This is a genomic window from Halorubrum depositum (assembly GCF_007671725.1).
GTDB lineage: Archaea > Halobacteriota > Halobacteria > Halobacteriales > Haloferacaceae > Halorubrum > Halorubrum depositum.
Map to the genome: position 1 here is coordinate 1,107,516 of NZ_VCNM01000002.1, position 17,571 is coordinate 1,125,086.

The following is a 17,571-nucleotide window of genomic DNA, read 5'->3' on the forward strand; positions in this document are numbered from 1 at the left end:
TCCGGATTTTAAGAATGGCTCGAACGGCGGGAAACGAACGTCGCGGCCGACGCGAAAACGATCGGTGGGCGTTGTCAGCGGGGGGAAGGCCGAACGAGGTCAACGGGGGGAGCGGTGTCAGTGAGGAGGAACCCGAGCGGTCAGGAAAGCGGTCGTTATCGACCGGGGGCGTTCCCCGCGGCAGCGCCGGCGGCCTCGCCCGCGCCCTCGGCAGCGTCGCTTCCGCCGGGGGTCAGGCCGCTGATCGTCTCGCCGATGCCGCCGGCCGCGTCGCCGGCGGCGGAGCCGACCTCGGCGAGGATCTCCTGCACGAACGCGGGGGCCTGCGAGGCGGCGTCCGCCGGCGGACCGGCCTGCAGGGCCACCTGCGCCGCGTCGGTTGCGAGCGTCGCCGTCGTGAGCGGGTCTGTTTCGAACATCGCGACTCGACGTAGCGGGTGATTGGATAAAAGGGAGGCAGGCCCTGCAGCCGATTTTAGCGCGATTTCGGCCCATTTTAGCCGGTCACATCCGGCTCAATTCGGATAGCGACGTCGCGTCTCGTCGGAGGACGGTGTCGGACCGAGATCCGACCGGTTTCGCGCGGCGCGCGCTCTCGTCCGGAGTCAGTCGTCGGCTTCGGCGGGGACGCGATCGGCGTCGGCCACCCCGGGGCCGTCGGCCTCGGCGTCCTCGTCGTCGACGCGCGGGAAGTTCTCGATCGTCGCCTCGCGGAACGCCGCCTCGTCGAACTCGTGGTCGGCGTCGAAGAAGTCGAGGACGGTCCGCACGTCGGTCATCGCGTTCTTCAGCGCGGTCGAGGCGCCGGGCGAGGGGGTGATGTTGAACAGGACCCCGTCGCCGGTGATCTTCGCCTCGCCCATGTCGAGCTCCTTGCGCTCCGTGTCGACGATCTGGGGGCGCACGCCGCCGTACCCCTTCGCGCGCTCGATGTCGCCGGCGTCGACGCTCGGCACGACCTTCTGGACGTCGGGGAGGAAGGCGCGCTTGCCGATCTCGGGGATGTCGTACACGAGGTTGCGCACGACGTAGGGGAAGAGGATGCGGTCCGAGAGGATGTTGACGTAGCTCAAGACCGACGCGGGGGAGAAGCCGAACACGTCGGCGAAGTCGCTCACGGTGGAGAGCTCGCCGCGTTCGAGCGCCGGGACGAGCTTCGCCGTGGGGCCGAACCGGGTGACCCCCTGGTCGTGGACGTCGGCGTCGCCGTGGACCGCCGCGAACGGGAGCTTCTTCATCTGGAGGGTGTACACCTTCCCGTTCAGCAGGTCGTCGGCGAGGAAGAAGCTCCCCGCGACCGGCAGCAGCGACAGGTCCTCGCCGTACCCCATCTCCTTGGCGAACTGGAGGCTGTGGGAGCCGGCGGCGACGACGACCGCGTCGGCCGCGAAGTCGCCGTCGTCGGTCTCGACGGTGAACCCGTCGGGGCCCTCGTCGACGTTCTCGACCGCGGTGCCGAGGTGGACGGAGACGCCGTCCTCGGCGCGGGCGTCCTCGACGAACGACTTCGCGACCGCGCCGTAGTCGACGACGTAGCCGTCGGGCGTCTGGAGCGCCGTGAGCCCGACGTCCGGGTCGCGGCCCTCGACGACCTTCGGCTCCAGCTCCGCGATCTCCTCGCGGCCGATCTCCCGAAGCTTCGGGAAGAGGTCGCCGAACCCGTTCTCGTGGTAGCGTTCCGCCAGCTTCTCCGCCTCCTCCTCGCCGACGCCGAGCACCATCTTGCTCCGCTTGCTGTGCATCTCGCGGTCGGGGTCGGTCCCCTCGAGGTAGCCAGCGAGCAGCTCCGCACCCTCCTTGACCTCCTCGGCCTTCTCCAGGGTGTAGTTCGTCTCGATGTCCCCGAAGTGGAGCGTCTGGGAGTTGTTCGTGCGGTGGGAGTTCACCGCCGCGATCTCCCGCTCCTTCTCGATCAGCGTGACGTCGTCGACGTCGGTGAACTTCGCGACCGCGTATAACAGCGACGCCCCGCTGATACCCCCGCCGACGATGACAAGATCAGTGTGTTCCGACATGCGTGATGAAAGCTCACTCCTCGAAACGGACTCGGCCGTTAACGGTCTTGCTATCTCTCGCCGCTAATCCGCCGTGAGAGAGCCTACAGTCGTCGTTTTTGAGGTTCGACGAACGTCGAACCGTCTCAGCGGGACCGCCGCCGAGCTAGTCCTGCGCGGTCGGTCCGGCCGGCGGCTCCGAGGCGGGGGCGGGCGGCTCGTGGGTCCCGAACTCGGGGTGGGTCTCCTCCATCCAGGCGTACACGACCGCGCCGGAGAGGAACATCAGGACGGCGGTGAGATAGAACGCTGCCTCGGCGTTGACGAACTCCATCGAGAGCCCGATCAGGACCGCGCCGACGGCGTAGCCCGAGTCCCGCCACATCCGGTAGACCCCCATCCCGGCCGACCGCCAGGTCGGGTGGGACGCGTCGCTCGGGACGGTCATCAGGTTCGGATACAGCAGCGCCATTCCCAGCCCGGAGACGCCGGCCAGCGTGGCCCACGCGAGGTACCCTTCGACGAGCACCATCCCGAGCACGCCCGCGCCGGCCAGGAACATCCCGGCGATAACCGGCGGCCGGCGGCCGATCCGGTCCGCGAGCCCGCCGGTACCGATCTGCAGGAAGTACATCGCGCTGTGGACGCCGACCACCGCCCCGACCGCCGCGATACCGAGCCCCTGATTCAGCAGGTACAGCGGGACGGCGATCCAGAACAGCGTGTCGACGAAGTTCTCGATGTGACCGGCCTGCGCCGCCGCGAACAGCGTCCGGTCGCCGTAGGTCGCCCGCTTTACCACCTCCTTGAACGGGAGGTTCGCGTCGCGAGCGTCGTCGTCGCCCTCGGCCTCCGCGTACTGGACGGTCTCCTTGATCAGGAAGACCGAGATGAGGAACGCCAGGACCACGACGATCGCCAGGAAGTAGAACGGCTCCGGACGGAGGCTCCACCGGCTGGCGATGACGCCCGTGACCCAAGCGCCGACGGCCACGCCGGTGTAACCGAACGACTCGTCGATACCGACCGCGAGGCCGCGCTGGTCGGGGCCCGCGAGGTCGATCTTGGCGTTGATCGCCATGCTCCACGTCAGCGCTTGGTTGACGCCCAGCAGGACGTTCCCGACGGTGATCCAGCCCCAGCTCGGGGCGAAGATGAGGATGACCGGTAGGGGGAGCGCCGTGACCCACCCGGCGACGAGCACGGGCTTGCGGCCGTACTCCTCGCCCCACTTCCCGGCGTAGAGGTTGAGGATCGACTTCACGATCCCGAAGGAGACGACGAACGAGCCGATCACGAGGAACGACTCGACGCCGAGGACGTCCTCGCCCAGCGCGGGGACGACGGTGCGCTCGGACCCGATGGTCAGTCCGGTCGCGAAGACGAGCAGGACGTGGAGGGAGAACTGACCGAGGTGTTCGCGGATTCCCTGTTTGATATCGGTTGCCGTGCTCATGGGTCACTCGGCCGCGCAGTTGTTCGGCCCCAGCTCCAGCTCGGCCAGTTCGTCTACCGGAATCGACTCCTGGCCCACGTTCGCGCGCTTGACGCGCTCGAAGTTCGGCGGGTGGTCCGGGACGTCCGACGCGAGCTCCGCGACGAACGCCTCGCGGTCGCGACCGAGGTCCGCGTTCCGGCTCTTGACCTCGCCGAGCGTCGCGGCTACCGGCGGCTCCGGCGAGCCGGGATCGTGCGCCGGGAGCACGACCGCGTCGTCCGGTCGGTCCAGCAGCCGCCGGAGGCTCTCGTACAGCGTCGCGGCGTTCCCCTCGACGTCGGAGTCCTCGATGCCGGCCTCGACGCCGAGCTCGACGCGGCCGACGCTGTCGTGGAACAGGGTGTCCCCCGTGAGCAGCGCCGCGCCGCCGACGTCGAACGAGACGCTTCCCTCGCTGTGTCCGGGCGTGTGGATGGCCTCGACGGCGAGCCCGCCGACGGTCACGACCTGACCGTCCTCGATCGGCGTCGCGTCGAGCGCGAGCGCGTCCTTCGAGTGGAGGGAGTAGGGGACGCCGTGGCGGTCGGCGAGCGCCGCGGCGCCCGAGACGTGGTCGGCGTGGGCGTGCGTGTCGAAGACGCCGACGAGCTCCGCGTCGTACTCGTCGAGGACCGCGTCGTACTCGTCGAGGTAGTGCGACGGGTCGAAGACGGCGGCCTCGCCGTCCGAGACGAGGACGTGCGAGAGACAGCCCTTTCCCGGGCGCGCGATCTGAACGAGCGCGCCGTCGAGGTCGACCGGCACCTCGGCGTGCCGGTGGACGCGGCTCCACCCGCTCATCCCGTCGGCGAGCGTCACCGCGTCGTAGCCCAGTTCGCGGAGGACGTCCGTCGCGGTCTGCGAGACGACGCCCTCGGAGCAGACGGTGACGATCTCCGAGCCCTCGGGGAGCTCCGAGAGCGCCGGCTTGGCGCGGTCGGGGTCGCCGGTCAGCTCGTCGTACACGTCGACGTTGACGCTGCCCGGGACGTGCCACTCCTCGAACTCCGCCTCGTGGCGGATGTCGAGGACGAGCGGGCCCTCCTCGTCGTTTCGCAGCTGTTCACCGAGCGCGTCCGGCGATAGCTCCTGCATCGTACTCTTGAATAGCGCGGACGGGAGGATACGGTCGCTGCCGGACATGACCGGCACTATTAATCCGGAGAGGGCCCAAATCCGCTCGATGAGTCTGTACGAGGCCTCCGTCCGGGTCAAACACGAGTGTCCGTACCGGGAGATATCGGAGCGGCACCCGGATCTCACGATACGCGAGTGGCCGCTGAGCGACTGCCAGGTGCTCGAGATCACGACGGAGACGACCCCGACGGACGCGCTGCTCGACGACATCGACCGGCTCGGGACCGTCCTCCACGAGTCCGAGGACGACGACGGGTACCACGTCGTCACGCAGTCCTGCCTCTGTTCGCTCGAGGAGTCCGTCATCGACCGCTTCGAGGCGCACAACTGCCTGTATCAGTCGCCGACGATCTACCGGCAGGGCTGGGAGCACTACACGGTGGTCGCGTTCGACGACGCGGACGTCCGGGAGCTGCTCGACGACCTGCGGGCCGACAGGGAGATCGAACTGCTCTCGAAGACCTCGATCTCGGAACAGCAGGTCCCGCACAGCATGCTGGCGCCGGCCAACCAGCTGTTCGAGGGTATCACCGACCGACAGTTGGCGGCGCTCCAGTTGGCGCTGGAGCGCGGCTACTACACCCAGCCGCGGAAGACCTCGCTGCGGGAGCTCGCCGACCAGACGGCCGTCGCTCGCTCGACGTACGAGGAACACCTCCGGAAGGCGGAGAACAAGCTGCTCACGAGCGCGGGACAGTACCTGCGACTGGTCACCGCGACGTCGACGGGCGACCCGCTGGAGGTAGAGGAAACCCGTCGGGCCGAACGTGCCGCCGATTAGTCCGCCGTTAGCACACCGAGACCGCCGAGAGACGGAACCTCAAGACACGATGACTACGAGAACCACACCGGAGCGCGGTCTCGCGACCGCTCGGCGCATCGAAGGTCGACGAACGCGCGTCTCCGAGGGGGCCGCGCCGTGAGCGACGTCGAGAGCTTCGTCCGGTTCTGCGACAGCGAGTTCGGGAGCGCCGTCATGGACCGCGAAGCGATGTACGTGCGCCGACACGTCGCCGCGGGCGACCGGGCGCTGGACGTCGGGTGCGGCATCGGGTCGCTCGAGGAGCGAGTCCCCGGCCGCGATATGATCGGACTCGACCGGTCGGCGGCGATGGTCCGGACGGCGCGGGACCGGGTCGACGCGCCGTTCGTCCTCGGTGACGCGACCGCGCTGCCGGTCGCGACCGGGTCGGTCGACGCCGTGGTCTTCGTCTCGACGCTCGAGTTCCTCCCCGACGCCGAGGCGGCGCTGAGCGAGGCGACCCGCGTCCTCGCGTCGGACGGGACCTTCGTCGCGCTCGTGTTGAACACGCGCTCCGAGTACGTCCGGTCGAACCTGCGGCGAGAGGGCTCGTACTTCCGGCGGATGGTCCACCGCGACTCGGCGGCCCTGACGGAGCGGATACTGGAACGCGTCGACGGCGAGCGGGAGTACTTCCTGGGAGTCTCCGGCGAAGAGGTGTTCGAGAGCAGCGACCCGGAGACCGCGGCGATCGCGGCGGTCGTCGGCGAGCCGGTCGACTGACCGCAACACCCTTTCGTCGGTTCCGCGAACGCCGGTACATGACCGACCCGTCCGACTCGGACGCGTCCCCGCTCTTCGAGGCGAAGGCGTTCGACGAGCCGTCCGTCTTCGCGCCGGAGGCCCTCATGGAGAACGCCCGACGGCAGAAGGATCTCCCGGAGCGGCCGGTCCCGGATATCTGCGTGCTCGACCCGGACGGGGACGTCGTCCGCCAGTTGGCGGCCACGGGCGCGGCGCGGGAGGACGAGACGTGGCCGGGCTACCACACCGACCTCTATCGGTTCGAACGGGACGGCGAGGAGTTCGGGATCGTGGGGCGCGCCGTCGGGGCCTCGTTCGCCGTCCTCGTCGCGGAGCAGCTGTTCGCCGCCGGCTGCGAGCTCCTCGTGAGCGTCACCTCCTCGGGGCGGATCGTCCCGAGGGACGACCCTCCCTACTTCGTGCTCATCGAGCGCGCGCTCCGGGACGAGGGGACGAGTCATCACTACCGGTCGTCGGGTCGGTACGCGCGCCTCGATCCCGACCTCCGAGACTCGGTCGAGCGGGCGTGCGAATCGGTGTCTCGGCCGGTGTACGCTGGCGCGACGTGGACGACGGACGCCCCCTTCCGGGAGACTGAGACCGCGATCGAACGCGCCCGGTCCGAGGGGGTGCTCGCGGTGGAGATGGAGGCGGCGGCGCTATACGCGTTCGCGGAGGCTCGGGACCGGCCGGTCGTCTGCTTCGCGCACGTGACCAACCAGATGGGGCAGACCGAGGAGGACTTCGAGAAGGGGGAGGCGGACGGCAGCCGAGACGCCCTGGAGGCGATCGACGCGGCCGCCGCGGCCTGGCGCGGATCGGACTGAGCGCCCTCGGAGCCGACCGGGGCGCTCACGCCCCGTCGCGAGCGCCCCGGTACCGGTCGCGGAGGCGATCGAACAGCGCCCTTCCGGTCGCGGTTCGCAGGCGGGGTTCCGTCGTCGCGAAGAACTCGTCGAGGTCGTCGTACTCGCGGAAGGCGTCCGGCTCGCCGGCGGCGGGGTCGTACCGGGCGTCGCACTCGTAGACCACCGCCTGCAGGCAGACGTCGAGCAGGTCGCACTCCTTGACGAGCACGGCCTCCGGCGAGCCGCGGGCCTCGTACGCCTCCCACGCGTCGCGGACGCGGTCGGGGAGCGGGCCGGCGAGGTCGCGCATCGCCTCGCGCTCGGCGGCCTCCTTCGCGGCCCGGTCCACCGGGTCCGCGGTCGAGTCGGCGCGCGTCGCGACGTCGCCCGTCTCCGCCTCGGCGACGTCGTGGACCACGGCGAGCCGGAGCGCGCGGTCGAGGTCGAGCCCGGGGAGGTCCTCGCGGAATCGGTCGCCGAGGGCTAAGACGAGGTAGGCGACGCCCCACGCGTGCGCGGCGACCGACTCGGGCTCGTCGACGCCGCGGAGCTGCCAGCCCGTGCGCCGCTCGTCTTTGAGCGCGTAGGCGTCGAGGAGGGCGTCGAGGGCGAGTTCGGGATCGGATTTCGATTCGTCTCCCGGCATCGCTGGCGGCTACTCGGCGAGTCGCCAGGCGTCGTCCCCGGCGGCGACGGCCACGTCGCGGCGGACCATCTCGTCGAGCACCTCGTCGAGGCGGCCGGGCTGGGCGACCTCCATCTCGATGCGGCCGATGCTGTGGTACTCCTCGAGGTAGTGGCGGACGTCCTCGCGGTCGAAGGCGTCCTGGTCGGCGCGCTCCATCGCCCCCTCGGTGAGGTCGATCATGTCCTCGAGGAAGTTCCACGGGTAGACGACCCACGTCCACTGTTCGAGGCGCTCGCCGACGAAGTCCGGCTGGAACTCGGAGGTGCCGAGCAGCTGGAGCGTCGCGGTGCGGATCTCGGCGGCGTCGCGGTCCCGGACGTACTCCTCGGCGCGGCGGATCGAGCCGCCGGTGTCCGCGATGTCGTCGATGATCAGGACGTTCTTCCCCTCGACGCTCCCCTCCGGCATCGGGTAGCGGATCTGGGGCTCTCCGCTCTTCTCGGCGGTCCCGACGTAGTGTTCCATCTTGAGGCTCGTCAGGTCGTTGAGCCCGAGGAAGTCGCAGACGCACCGCCCCGCGAACCAGCCGCCGCGGGCCAGCGCGACGACCATGTCCGGCTCGAAGTCGGCCCGTTTCACCGCGTTCGAGACGTTGCGGCAGAGCCCGTAGATGTACTCCCAGTTGGTGAGGGTGCAGTCGAAGTCGTCCGGGAGGTCGCTCATACGGCCGTTCCTCCCACCCGCGCGCTCATAAGGGTTTAGCAACGCTGCCGGAGGGGAGGAGACGGCGACGATCCCCACACTGGTCCGCGCAGGGTTACGGCGGTGGCGTGCGCCTCCGAGCGGGCCATCGGCCCGCGAGGAGCGCGCGCGAGGGACGCGGCGACCGAAGGGAGCCGCGAGGCTGGGGAGGCGTGAGGCGCGGTTGCAGTGCGGGGCGGGACTCAAAGGGGCAGCCGGGAGGGCAACGCAGACGACGCAAGCACCGCAACGAGGGAGCGTCAGCGACCGAGTGAGGCGCGCAGCGAGTGTGCGTTGCCCTCCCGGCTGGGGCTTTGGAGGTGTTCAGTGTCGATCCGCTGTCAACGATTTATAAGTAAGCGGCTGGGGCTTTGAAGACCTTCACCGTGTTAGCAACAGTGGCGCATCGCCGGGAACCGCGAAAACAAATTTCAGAAATCACGCCGACTAGACTCGATTACGCATCGTATCGGTCCCGACACGATTTAGGTGACCCGCCCGCAACGGGTCGGTAATGAGCACTCAGGCCGCGACGGAGGAGCGGACGGTCGTGATCGGGCTGGAGGTCCACGTCCAGCTCGAGACCGACACGAAAATCTTCTGCGGCTGTTCGACGGAGCCCGAGGCGGACGAAGAACCGAACACGCGCACGTGTCCGACCTGCCTCGGCCTGCCGGGCGCGCTGCCGGTCCTCAACGAGGGCGCCGTCGAGGCCGCCGTGAAGGTGGGGAAGGCGATCGACGCCGACATCCCCGAGACGACGACGTTCCACCGGAAGAACTATTACTACCCCGACCTGCCGAAGAACTTCCAGCTCACCCAGTACGACGCCCCGATCTGCCAGTCAGGGGAGCTGGAGGTGCGCGTCGACAGCGAGCCCCGGACCATCGGGATCACCCGGGCGCACTTAGAGGAGGACCCCGGAAGCCTCCAGCACGCCGGCGGCTCCATCGAGTCGGCGACGCACACGCTCGTCAACTACAACCGCGCCGGGACGCCCCTGATGGAGATCGTCACGGAGCCCGACTTCCGGTCGCCCGCGGAGACCCGGGCGTTCCTCGCGAAGCTCGAAGAGGTCCTCGAATATCTCGGCGTCTTCGACCCGACCCGCGACGGGAGCCTGCGCGTCGACGCCAACGTCTCCTTAGTCCCGGAAGAGGAGGTCGACGACGACGGGACGATCACCGACGAGGCCCTCGCGGACGTGAACCGCGCGGAGGTGAAGAACATCTCCAGCCACAAGGGCGCCGAGCAGGCGCTCGCGTACGAGGTCACCCGCCAGGAGAACGTGCTCCGGCGCGGCCGCGAGATCGAACAGGAGACCCGCCACTGGGACGAGGCGCGCGGGGTCACCGTCTCGATGCGCTCGAAGGAGGCCGAGAAGGACTACCGCTACTTCCGGGAGGCGGACCTCCCCGCGCTGGAGGTGTCGGACTGGAAGGCGCGAATTCCGATCCCGGAGCTGCCGGACGCCCGCCGCGAGCGCTTCCGCGAGGAGTACGGACTCGACCGCGAGTCCGCCTCGAAGCTCACCTCGACGAAGGCGGTCGCCGACTTCTTCGAGGACGTCGCCGAGTCGTTCGACCCCGACCTCGCCGCGACGTGGGTCGCCGACAACCTGCTCGGCGAGCTGAACTACCGCGAGATGGCGATCACGGACGTCGAGGGGCGCCTCGACGAGTTCACGCGCCTGATCGAGCTGGTCGACGCCGGGGAGCTCACGGTGAAGAACGCCGAGGAGGTCGTCCTGCGCGAGATGCTCGACGCGGGCGAGGACCCCGAGACGGTCATCGAACGCGAGGGGCTCGGCGTCGCCGAATCTGGAGAGGTCGAGACCGCCGTCGACGCCGCAATCGACGACAATCCCGACGCGGTCGCCGACTACCACGACGGCGACGAGGGAGCGATCAACTTCCTCGTCGGTCAGGTGATGCAGGAGACGGGCGGCAGCGCCGACCCCGGCGAGGTGAACGGGCTGCTCCGCGAGCGGCTGGACGGGTAAGTCCCCGATGAACGTCGCCGTCGAGGTCGTCGGCGAGGGGACCCGCGAGGTCGACCTCGCCGACGACGCGACCTACGCGGATCTCATCCGCGAGACGGGGTACCACCCGCAGGAGGCGTCGGTCCTCGTCGACGGCTCCCCGGTCCCCGGCGACCGCGTCGTCGACGCCGACGAGGTCCGACTGCTCCGGCTGATAAAAGGCGGCGCGACGGACGGCGGCGTGCGGGACCGAACCGCGACGGACGACGGCGCGTGAGCGGGGAGCGCAATGCGGACGAAGCGGGCGAAGCGGACGACGCGGACGACGTCGACGACCTCGCAACATCGGCCCCCGACGGGTTCGCGATCGGGCCCGCCGACCCCGACGACCGGCTCGACGTCCTCCGCGTGCTCGACGCCGCGATGCTGGAGACGGAGGCCGAGACGGTCGACGCCGCGATCGACGCGGGCGACGCGCTCGTCGCCAGATTCGAACGGACGGGCGCGGTCGTCGGCGCGCTGGTCGCGACGCGCCCCGAGCCGGGGCGGCTCCACGTCGACGCCGTGGCCGTCCGGCGGGCGCGTCGCGGTCGCGGAGTCGGCTCCGCGCTCGTCGCCGCGGCGGTCCGGCGCGCCGAGCGCGACGCCGCGGTCGCGGTCGTCACCGCGGCGTTCGAGGCCGGCCTGCGGGATTTCTACGAGGGACTCGGATTCGCGGTCCGACCCGTCGACGACGCGGACGACACCGCGGCGGGCGGATCGGACCGCCTCGCGGGGCGGGCGTCGGTAAACGGGCGCGAGCCGACGTGAACCGCGCGCAAGCGGTGCGTCCGACTCGCGGCTGACTGACCTTTTTCCGCGTGGTATGTGTACTCATATCTTGCTCAAAGAATGCCCTCTACATCCGGCTCATCCGAGACGTCCGGTGGTATCGACGTCGAGACGGCGGACCCCGAGGACGGTCGGCAGCGCAGACCGAGCGCGACCGCGGGCGTTCGCCCGGACAGCGACCCCCGTTCCGACTATCACCACCGCGTCCGCATCGCCGCGCTCGCGGCCGAACGCGAAGTGCTCGACGAGCGGGTGACCGCGCTCACGGACGAGATGGAGGCGCTCGAAGCGGAGGTGGAAGCGCTCGAACGAGCCGTCGAGTCGGAGGAACGGCAGCGGCAGCAGGTCATCGACAGCTACGAGACGATCGTCAGAGAGCGGTCGGAGGCCGACCGCGAGAGCGGAGCGGAGGCTCCCGCGGAGAGGGAGGCCACGGATCGGGGACCGCTGGCGGCGGTCGCGTCCCGGATCGGACGAGCGGTGGCGCGGCTGCGACGCTCGGACGACTGACCGGAGTCCGCGTCCGTTTCGGGGCGCACATCCGTTTCGGGGCGCGTCGGTCCGGAGGGGAGCTCGCATCCGATGTCCATTTCCGGGTCGACCCCGTCGTTCCGGGCATGAACGCCGATTCGCCAGCGGTTTCGACGAGCACTGGGCCGCGATCAGTGGTGGGAGACGCATGAGCGGAAAAGACGAGTACTACAACCGGTCGAAACAGCAGGGGTACCGGAGTCGGGCCTCCTACAAGCTGAAACAGCTCGACGAGGACGCGGACCTGTTCGAGCGCGGCGACACCGTCGTCGACCTCGGTGCCGCGCCGGGCGGGTGGCTCCAGGTCGCCGCCGAGGAGGTCGGCGAGTCGGGGACCGTCGTCGGCGTCGACCTCCAGCGCATCGACGACCTCGAGGAGCACGACGTGGAGACGATCCGCGGCGACATGACCGAGGAGCGCACCCGTCACTACCTCCGCGAGGCGGTCGGGGAGCGCGGCGCCGACGTGGTGCTCTCCGACATGGCGCCGAACATGACCGGCGAGTACGCGCTCGACCACGCCCGGTCGATCCACCTCGCCAGGCAGGCGTTCGACGTGGCCGAGGAGCTGCTCGCCCCCGGCGGCGACTTCGTCGTGAAGGCGTTCCAGGGCGAGGACTTAGACGCCTTCCGCGAGGACGTACGCGCCGAGTTCGAGTACCTCCGGACCGTCTCCCCGCCGGCCTCCCGCGACTCCTCCTCGGAGGTGTACCTCGTCGCCAAAGGGCTCAACACGGCCCCCGTCGAGGCGGGCGACCGGCTTGAGGTGACGATCGAGGAGCTCGGCGACGAGGGCGACGGGATCGCGTACGTCGAGGGGTACTCCCTCTTCGTCCCCGACGCCGCGGTCGGCGAGACGCTGACGGTCGAGATCGACGAGGCGAAGCCGCGGTTCGGCTTCGCCGAGCGCGTGGACGGCGACGACGAGTAGCTGTCACGTTCGCAGACGACCGGCGACGTATCGGCCTCAGGACGCGTCGGCCTCAGGCCGCGTCCGCGCGCCGGACCCACTCGCGGAGGGTGAACCCCTCGTACTCCGTCTCGTCGACCACGCGCCACTCCGTCTCGTCCCACGCCGGGAACCGGGTGTCGCCCTCGTAGGCGCCGTCGACGTGGCTGAGGACCATCCGGTCGACGCGCGGCTGGAACAGCTCGTATATCGCCCCGCCGCCGAGGACGTAGACGGGGGCGTCGGGGTCGGCGTCCGTAACGTCGTCGGCCGGTCCCGTTCCGACGGGCGCCGTCTCGCCGGCGACGTCGACGGCGGCGTGCGACTCGCCGGCGACGCCGTCGATCGCACCCGAAGCGGGAGGTTCGCCGACGAGCACGCGGGCGAGATCGATCGCCGCGTCCGCGTCGCCGGCGACGACCGCGGTCGGCTCGTCGATCGCGTCGAGGCTGCGGCTCACGACGATCTGCCGGCGTCCGGGGAGGTCGCCGCGCATGGATTCGAAGGTTCGGCGGCCCAAGACGACGGGCGAGTCGGCGACGCGTTCGCGGTACTGACGGACATCCTCGGGGAGGGCCGGCCACGGGACGCCGCCGTCGTTCCCGATCACCCGGTTCTCCGCGAGCGCCGCGACGCTGACGAGTTGCACGGGAGCGATAGGGACGGCGGCGGTAAAAAGCGGTCGGCGAGGGTGCTGCGTCGGGACCGCGGCTATTCGGCCAGTCCGAGCAGATCGAACGGGTACCCGTTGTCGACCTCGTCGGCCTGCTCGTAGACGACGCGGGCGGCCGCGACGTCTTGGATCGCGAGCCCGGTGGAGTCGAAGACGGTGACGCCCGTGACGCCATCCGCGCCCGTGCCGGGGGCGTTCCCGCCGGCGTCGATCCCCGCGCGACCGGGGCGGGTGCCGACGACGATCTCGCCGATCTCGCCGTAGATGTCGTCGTCCGTGAGCGTCCCCGCCGCGTACGGGACGTTGATCTCGCCGGAGTGGGTGCACTGCTCGCGGTCGTCGATGACGACCGTGGCGTCGAGCAGGAGCTCGTCCGCCAGCTCGTGTTTCCCCGCCGCGTCGGCGCCCATCGCGTTGACGTGGGTGTGATCGCCGACGTCGTCGAGGCCGACGACGGGGTCCTCGACGGGCGTCACCGTCGAGAGCACGTCGCAGTGGCCGGCCTCGCTGATCGAGCCGCCCCTGACGTCGAACCGGTCGTCGAAGGCGTCGACGAAGCGGGCGACGCGCTCCTCGTCGAGGTCGCTGACCACGACCTCCTCGATGTCGCGCACCTCCGAGATGGCCTCCAGCTGCGTGTACGACTGGACGCCCGCGCCGACGATCCCGAGCGAGGTCGCGTCGGGGACCGCGAGGTGGTCGGTGGCGACCGCGGCGGCCGCGCCCGTGCGCTTCATCGTGAGCGTCGTGCCGTCGAGGATCGCGAGCGGGAACGCCGTCTCGGGGTCGGAGTAGATCATCGTCCCCATCACGGTCGGGAGGTCGTGGTCGGCGGGGTTGTCGGTGTGGACGTTCACCCACTTGATCCCGGCCGCGTCCCAGCCGGTCTCCTCGGCGGTGTCCTCGGTCCTGACGTCGAGGTAGGCGGGCATCGACCGGAAGTCGCCGTTGTACTCCGGGAGGTCGATGTACGACTTCGCGGGCATCTTCGCGTTCCCGCGCTCGTAGGCCGTGAACGCGCCGCGCACCGCGTCGATGACGCGGTCCATGCGGGCGTTCTCGTCGACGTCGTCGGCGTTGAGAAGCAGCGTCTGCATGTCGCAAGCTTTGCCGGTCGGGTACTTGAACCCTGTTGGATCGGCCGCGGACGGAGGGATCCCCGTGGAGTCGCGAGTGCAGCGAGCGACGTGACCGGGGATTCGGAAGCGTTCACCGTACCACCGGCAGCGACGTAGTACAGTCGGGAACACGATTATACGCGCTCACCGCCCATATCGACCCATGAGTCTCTCGCTCGACGCCGACCAGCTCGACCGGTACTCCAGGCACGTCATCATGGACGAGGTCGGCCCGGAGGGACAGCGACGCCTCCTCGACGGCAGCGCCCTCGTCATCGGGGCGGGCGGGCTCGGCGCCCCCGTCATCCAGTACCTCGCGGCCGCGGGAGTCGGGACGCTCGGGATCGTCGACGACGACGTCGTCGAGCGCTCGAACCTCCAGCGGCAGGTGGTCCACGGCGACGCCGACGTGGGCGAGCCGAAGGTCGAGTCCGCGGCGCGGTGCGTCGACCGGCTCAACCCCGACGTCGACGTGGCGACGCACGAGATCCGCCTCGACGAGGGGAACGTGCACGACCTGCTCGCCGGCCACGACGTCGTCGTCGACTGCGCGGACAACTTCCGGACGCGGTACGTCGTCAACGACGCGGCCCGGATCGAGGGGCTACCCGTCGTCCACGGCGCGATCTACAAGTTCGAGGGGCAGGCGACGACGCTCGTCCCCGACGGCCCCTGCTACCGGTGTCTGTTCCCGGAGGCGCCGGAGCCCGGAACGGTGCCCGACTGCGCGGCGACGGGCGTGCTCGGCGTGCTCCCGGGTACGGTCGGGTGCATCCAGGCGACCGAGGCGATCAAGCTCCTCCTCGACGCCGGGGAGACGCTCGACGGCCGGCTCCTCTTCTACGACGCGATGGACCTGACCTTCGAGACGGTCCCCTACCGCCGGAATCCGGACTGTCCGGTGTGCGGCGACGACGGCATCGAGACGATCGACGGGATAGACTACTCGGGCGGCTGTCGCGTGGACGCGGACTAGCGTCTCCGGCGAGGCTCCCGCGTCGGTCCGACCGCCGCTCACAGGGAGCGCTCGGTCATCGCCGGGCCGCCGCCCGCGCCAGAGCCGTCGGCGGCGAACCCCGACCGGACGCACCACCGACAGTAGCGGAAGTCGGGGCGGTTCTCGGCCCCGCAGTGCCGGCAGACGACGGTCTCGCCGTCGGCGTCGAGCGGCGGCGGGTCCCCGTTCGGGTCGGTCCCGGCCGCCGCCGAGCCGGCGTCGGCGCCCACGGCGAACTCCGGGCCGGCGGCGACCGCGCCGTCCGCGTCGCCCTCGGCGTCGGCGTCCCCGTCCGAGGGCGGCGAGTCGCCGAGAGACCCGAGCGTCCCGGGCGGCTCCCAGTCCCGCCTCGCGAGGAGCCACGCGAGCGCGACGTTGGCGGCGATCACCGCGACGAGCACCGCGGCGACCGGAAGGAGGTCACCTCCCGTCATGTGTCGTGTGTTAGCAGGCGAAGAATATATGACCAGCGGTGATCGCGGGGGATCCGCCTCGGTCCCCGGCACTCTTAGGGCGGCCCGCCGAACGGGTGGACGTATGAAGGAGATCGTCCACACCGACGCGGCGCCCGAGGCGGTCGGGGCGTACAGCCAGGCGACGACGAACGGCGAGCTCGTGTTCACGGCCGGGCAGATCCCGCTGACGCCCGACGGCGACCTGCTCGACGACGCGCCGATCGCCGAGCAGACGGAGCGTGCGCTCGACAACCTCGTCGCCGTGCTCGACGAGGCCGGCGCGGCGCCGACGGACGTGCTGAAGACGACGGTCTTCCTCGCCGACATCGACGACTTCGACGCGATGAACGAGGCGTACGCGGGCTACTTCGACGAGTCCCCTCCGGCCCGGTCGGCGGTGCAGGCGGGCGCCCTCCCGAAGGGCGTCGGCGTCGAGATCGAGGCGGTGGCCGTCGTCGAGTAGATGGGCATCGAGGGCGGCGGCGAGACCGGCGACGAAGGCGACGAGACCGACGCCGAGAGAGGAGTCCGAGAACGCCCGGAGAAGCCCGCAGCTCGGCCGACGAGGCGCGCCAGAGCGAAGTCGGCGGCGCTGTGGGGGCTCGTCGGCGGCTTCGCGTTCCTCGCGCTCGCGCAGGGGTTCCTGCTCGTCGCGAGCGACCTCCCGGTCGGATACGTCGGACTCGCGGGGCTCGCCGCGTCGGTCGCCGTCGCGTCCGGCGGGATCGCCTACGCGACGGAACACCGGCTGCGGGCGAACGCGTGAAGAGAAGGACTTAACAGTCGCAGCGGATTATCTCGGACTGAGCCAGGATGGCCGAGTGGTAAGGCGCACGCCTGGAAAGCGTGTTCCCTTCCGGGATCGGGGGTTCAAATCCCTCTCCTGGCGTCTTTCACCGTCGCGCAACGACCGAAGAGCGGAGCGACGAGGGAGCCGCGCGACGTTGAGACCCGACCGGATTTGAACCCTGCCAGTCGCGCACAGCGAGCGAAGCGAGCGAGCACGTCTGGTTCCGGTTCAAATCCCTCTCCTGGCGTTTTTGCGACGAGCGCGACCCGCGTAGCCGCGGCGCCGCCCCCGTTCCGCCCCTCGACGTGCTCGCACGCCGACACAAGACTCATATGTGTGGGTACAGTTGTCACGGGTGACGATGCCAGACACGAAATCGGGTCGCGAGCGGAAGGGAAGGAACAAGCGCCGACAGCTGGAGAGCCGCCTCAACGAACGCGAGCTCGACGCCGCCGAGGAACCGCCGGAGCCGTCCCTCGACGAGGTCGACTCGGAGTACCTCGACGAGGACGAGCTCGATTGGTGAGCGCTCGCGACCGAACGCCGCCTCCGCTTTTCAGTTCGTAATCGAATCCCGCGAGAGCGACGCGTCTACGCCCTACACTCCGCGAGCGACGCGCCCGCGCCCCCGCGTCCGAGAGCGACGCGTCGCCGAGCGCCGCGTTCCGTCCGTCGCTGAGCCCTTGCGCCGCGGCGAGCGGCGACATATATAAATGAGCGAGTGCGAGCGTCCGAACCCCGGTGAAGATCCGTGCTAACTATCCGCACAAATAGCGAATGAGCGCGCCGGAGTCGGGCGTTTTTCGCGGCGCCTGAGCGGTCGAGCTCGATCCCGGCCGATCGCTTCCCAACGACGGGTTTATATAGAATCACAA

General features: G+C 70.0%; 21 protein-coding genes and 1 tRNA gene. 13 read left to right on the forward strand and 9 right to left on the reverse strand.

Annotated elements, in window-relative coordinates:
- Window positions 1-155: 155 nt before the first annotated feature.
- The 4 genes from FGM06_RS13030 to FGM06_RS13045 form a co-directional block, all read right to left on the reverse strand.
- Window positions 156-419, reverse strand: a complete 264-nt coding sequence (locus FGM06_RS13030) for a hypothetical protein (protein ID WP_144799668.1) — start codon at window positions 417-419, stop codon at window positions 156-158.
- A 186-nt stretch (window positions 420-605) separates the two neighbouring features.
- Window positions 606-2,015, reverse strand: a complete 1,410-nt coding sequence (locus FGM06_RS13035) for an FAD-dependent oxidoreductase (protein ID WP_144799669.1) — start codon at window positions 2,013-2,015, stop codon at window positions 606-608.
- A 145-nt stretch (window positions 2,016-2,160) separates the two neighbouring features.
- Window positions 2,161-3,450 carry an MFS transporter gene (locus tag FGM06_RS13040; RefSeq protein WP_144799670.1) on the reverse strand — a complete coding sequence of 430 codons (1,290 nt, stop codon included), beginning with the start codon at window positions 3,448-3,450 and terminating at the stop codon, window positions 2,161-2,163.
- A 3-nt stretch (window positions 3,451-3,453) separates the two neighbouring features.
- Window positions 3,454-4,566 carry an MBL fold metallo-hydrolase gene (locus FGM06_RS13045; RefSeq protein WP_144799961.1) on the reverse strand — a complete coding sequence of 371 codons (1,113 nt, stop codon included), beginning with the start codon at window positions 4,564-4,566 and terminating at the stop codon, window positions 3,454-3,456.
- An 88-nt stretch (window positions 4,567-4,654) separates the two neighbouring features.
- Here FGM06_RS13045 and FGM06_RS13050 point away from each other — a divergent pair, with 88 nt between their 5' ends.
- The 3 genes from FGM06_RS13050 to FGM06_RS13060 all read left to right on the forward strand — a co-directional run bounded on the left by FGM06_RS13050 (window position 4,655) and on the right by FGM06_RS13060 (window position 6,981).
- On the forward strand, window positions 4,655-5,389 hold the full coding sequence (locus FGM06_RS13050) for a helix-turn-helix domain-containing protein (RefSeq protein ID WP_144799671.1): 735 nt from the start codon (window positions 4,655-4,657) through the stop codon (window positions 5,387-5,389).
- Window positions 5,390-5,527: 138 nt separating this feature from the next.
- Window positions 5,528-6,133: a class I SAM-dependent methyltransferase gene (locus tag FGM06_RS13055; protein WP_144799672.1), complete on the forward strand. Its 606-nt coding sequence runs from the start codon at window positions 5,528-5,530 to the stop codon at window positions 6,131-6,133.
- Window positions 6,134-6,171: 38 nt separating this feature from the next.
- A complete protein-coding gene (locus tag FGM06_RS13060) occupies window positions 6,172-6,981 on the forward strand; it encodes a nucleoside phosphorylase (protein WP_144799673.1) in 810 nt (269 codons plus the stop codon).
- Window positions 6,982-7,006: 25 nt separating this feature from the next.
- On the opposite strand, the gene FGM06_RS13065 is transcribed toward FGM06_RS13060, so the two are convergent.
- Entirely contained in the window at window positions 7,007-7,648 is a 642-nt protein-coding gene (locus tag FGM06_RS13065) for an HD domain-containing protein (RefSeq protein WP_144799674.1), read from the reverse strand.
- Window positions 7,649-7,657: 9 nt separating this feature from the next.
- On the reverse strand, window positions 7,658-8,353 hold the full coding sequence (locus tag FGM06_RS13070; RefSeq protein ID WP_144799675.1) for a phosphoribosyltransferase: 696 nt from the start codon (window positions 8,351-8,353) through the stop codon (window positions 7,658-7,660).
- Window positions 8,354-8,885: 532 nt separating this feature from the next.
- On the opposite strand from FGM06_RS13070, the gene gatB reads away from it, so the two are divergent.
- The 5 genes from gatB to FGM06_RS13095 all read left to right on the forward strand — a co-directional run bounded on the left by gatB (window position 8,886) and on the right by FGM06_RS13095 (window position 12,645).
- Window positions 8,886-10,373 carry an Asp-tRNA(Asn)/Glu-tRNA(Gln) amidotransferase subunit GatB gene (gene gatB / locus FGM06_RS13075; RefSeq protein ID WP_144799676.1) on the forward strand — a complete coding sequence of 496 codons (1,488 nt, stop codon included), beginning with the start codon at window positions 8,886-8,888 and terminating at the stop codon, window positions 10,371-10,373.
- Between the two features lie 7 nt (window positions 10,374-10,380).
- Entirely contained in the window at window positions 10,381-10,629 is a 249-nt protein-coding gene (gene samp2, locus FGM06_RS13080; RefSeq protein ID WP_144799677.1) for a ubiquitin-like small modifier protein SAMP2, read from the forward strand.
- Window positions 10,626-11,162: a GNAT family N-acetyltransferase gene (locus FGM06_RS13085; protein ID WP_394348619.1), complete on the forward strand. Its 537-nt coding sequence runs from the start codon at window positions 10,626-10,628 to the stop codon at window positions 11,160-11,162. Before samp2 ends, FGM06_RS13085 begins: the two co-directional genes overlap by 4 nt.
- A gap of 81 nt (window positions 11,163-11,243) precedes the next feature.
- Complete coding sequence (locus tag FGM06_RS13090; protein ID WP_144799678.1) at window positions 11,244-11,693, forward strand: hypothetical protein; 450 nt, start codon at window positions 11,244-11,246, stop codon at window positions 11,691-11,693.
- Between the two features lie 169 nt (window positions 11,694-11,862).
- Window positions 11,863-12,645: an RlmE family RNA methyltransferase gene (locus FGM06_RS13095; RefSeq protein ID WP_144799679.1), complete on the forward strand. Its 783-nt coding sequence runs from the start codon at window positions 11,863-11,865 to the stop codon at window positions 12,643-12,645.
- Window positions 12,646-12,697: 52 nt separating this feature from the next.
- Here FGM06_RS13095 and FGM06_RS13100 read toward each other — a convergent pair whose 3' ends face one another.
- Together FGM06_RS13100 and FGM06_RS13105 are read right to left on the reverse strand one after the other, a co-directional pair.
- Window positions 12,698-13,312, reverse strand: a complete 615-nt coding sequence (locus FGM06_RS13100; protein ID WP_144799680.1) for a dihydrofolate reductase — start codon at window positions 13,310-13,312, stop codon at window positions 12,698-12,700.
- Between the two features lie 62 nt (window positions 13,313-13,374).
- On the reverse strand, window positions 13,375-14,433 hold the full coding sequence (locus tag FGM06_RS13105; protein WP_144799681.1) for an ornithine cyclodeaminase family protein: 1,059 nt from the start codon (window positions 14,431-14,433) through the stop codon (window positions 13,375-13,377).
- A 184-nt stretch (window positions 14,434-14,617) separates the two neighbouring features.
- Between FGM06_RS13105 and ubaA the strand changes: the two genes are divergently transcribed.
- Window positions 14,618-15,430 (forward strand): SAMP-activating enzyme E1, encoded by an 813-nt coding sequence (gene ubaA, locus FGM06_RS13110; RefSeq protein ID WP_144799682.1) that lies wholly within the window; start codon window positions 14,618-14,620, stop codon window positions 15,428-15,430.
- A 38-nt stretch (window positions 15,431-15,468) separates the two neighbouring features.
- On the opposite strand, the gene FGM06_RS13115 is transcribed toward ubaA, so the two are convergent.
- Entirely contained in the window at window positions 15,469-15,885 is a 417-nt protein-coding gene (locus tag FGM06_RS13115; RefSeq protein WP_144799683.1) for a DUF7577 domain-containing protein, read from the reverse strand.
- Between the two features lie 103 nt (window positions 15,886-15,988).
- On the opposite strand from FGM06_RS13115, the gene FGM06_RS13120 reads away from it, so the two are divergent.
- From FGM06_RS13120 to FGM06_RS16095, 4 genes are all read left to right on the forward strand, one after another.
- Entirely contained in the window at window positions 15,989-16,369 is a 381-nt protein-coding gene (locus FGM06_RS13120; protein WP_144799684.1) for a Rid family detoxifying hydrolase, read from the forward strand.
- Entirely contained in the window at window positions 16,370-16,672 is a 303-nt protein-coding gene (locus tag FGM06_RS13125) for a hypothetical protein (protein WP_144799685.1), read from the forward strand.
- Window positions 16,673-16,713: 41 nt separating this feature from the next.
- Window positions 16,714-16,795, forward strand: a tRNA-Ser gene (locus FGM06_RS13130).
- Between the two features lie 262 nt (window positions 16,796-17,057).
- Window positions 17,058-17,222: a hypothetical protein gene (locus tag FGM06_RS16095; protein WP_186311021.1), complete on the forward strand. Its 165-nt coding sequence runs from the start codon at window positions 17,058-17,060 to the stop codon at window positions 17,220-17,222.
- Window positions 17,223-17,571 lie beyond the last annotated feature (349 nt).

Coding starts and splice junctions, on each gene's coding strand:
- FGM06_RS13070 (WP_144799675.1), bottom strand. CDS start 8,353: ATGAGCGACCTCCCGGACGACTTCGACTGCACCCTCACCAACTGGGAG.
- FGM06_RS13125 (WP_144799685.1), top strand. CDS start 16,370: ATGGGCATCGAGGGCGGCGGCGAGACCGGCGACGAAGGCGACGAGACC.
- FGM06_RS13035 (WP_144799669.1), bottom strand. CDS start 2,015: ATGTCGGAACACACTGATCTTGTCATCGTCGGCGGGGGTATCAGCGGG.
- FGM06_RS13040 (WP_144799670.1), bottom strand. CDS start 3,450: ATGAGCACGGCAACCGATATCAAACAGGGAATCCGCGAACACCTCGGT.
- FGM06_RS13120 (WP_144799684.1), top strand. CDS start 15,989: ATGAAGGAGATCGTCCACACCGACGCGGCGCCCGAGGCGGTCGGGGCG.
- FGM06_RS13115 (WP_144799683.1), bottom strand. CDS start 15,885: ATGACGGGAGGTGACCTCCTTCCGGTCGCCGCGGTGCTCGTCGCGGTG.
- FGM06_RS13060 (WP_144799673.1), top strand. CDS start 6,172: ATGACCGACCCGTCCGACTCGGACGCGTCCCCGCTCTTCGAGGCGAAG.
- FGM06_RS13095 (WP_144799679.1), top strand. CDS start 11,863: ATGAGCGGAAAAGACGAGTACTACAACCGGTCGAAACAGCAGGGGTAC.
- FGM06_RS13050 (WP_144799671.1), top strand. CDS start 4,655: ATGAGTCTGTACGAGGCCTCCGTCCGGGTCAAACACGAGTGTCCGTAC.
- FGM06_RS16095 (WP_186311021.1), top strand. CDS start 17,058: ATGCCAGACACGAAATCGGGTCGCGAGCGGAAGGGAAGGAACAAGCGC.
- samp2 (WP_144799677.1), top strand. CDS start 10,381: ATGAACGTCGCCGTCGAGGTCGTCGGCGAGGGGACCCGCGAGGTCGAC.
- FGM06_RS13030 (WP_144799668.1), bottom strand. CDS start 419: ATGTTCGAAACAGACCCGCTCACGACGGCGACGCTCGCAACCGACGCG.
- ubaA (WP_144799682.1), top strand. CDS start 14,618: ATGAGTCTCTCGCTCGACGCCGACCAGCTCGACCGGTACTCCAGGCAC.
- gatB (WP_144799676.1), top strand. CDS start 8,886: ATGAGCACTCAGGCCGCGACGGAGGAGCGGACGGTCGTGATCGGGCTG.
- FGM06_RS13065 (WP_144799674.1), bottom strand. CDS start 7,648: ATGCCGGGAGACGAATCGAAATCCGATCCCGAACTCGCCCTCGACGCC.
- FGM06_RS13045 (WP_144799961.1), bottom strand. CDS start 4,566: ATGCAGGAGCTATCGCCGGACGCGCTCGGTGAACAGCTGCGAAACGAC.
- FGM06_RS13105 (WP_144799681.1), bottom strand. CDS start 14,433: ATGCAGACGCTGCTTCTCAACGCCGACGACGTCGACGAGAACGCCCGC.
- FGM06_RS13090 (WP_144799678.1), top strand. CDS start 11,244: ATGCCCTCTACATCCGGCTCATCCGAGACGTCCGGTGGTATCGACGTC.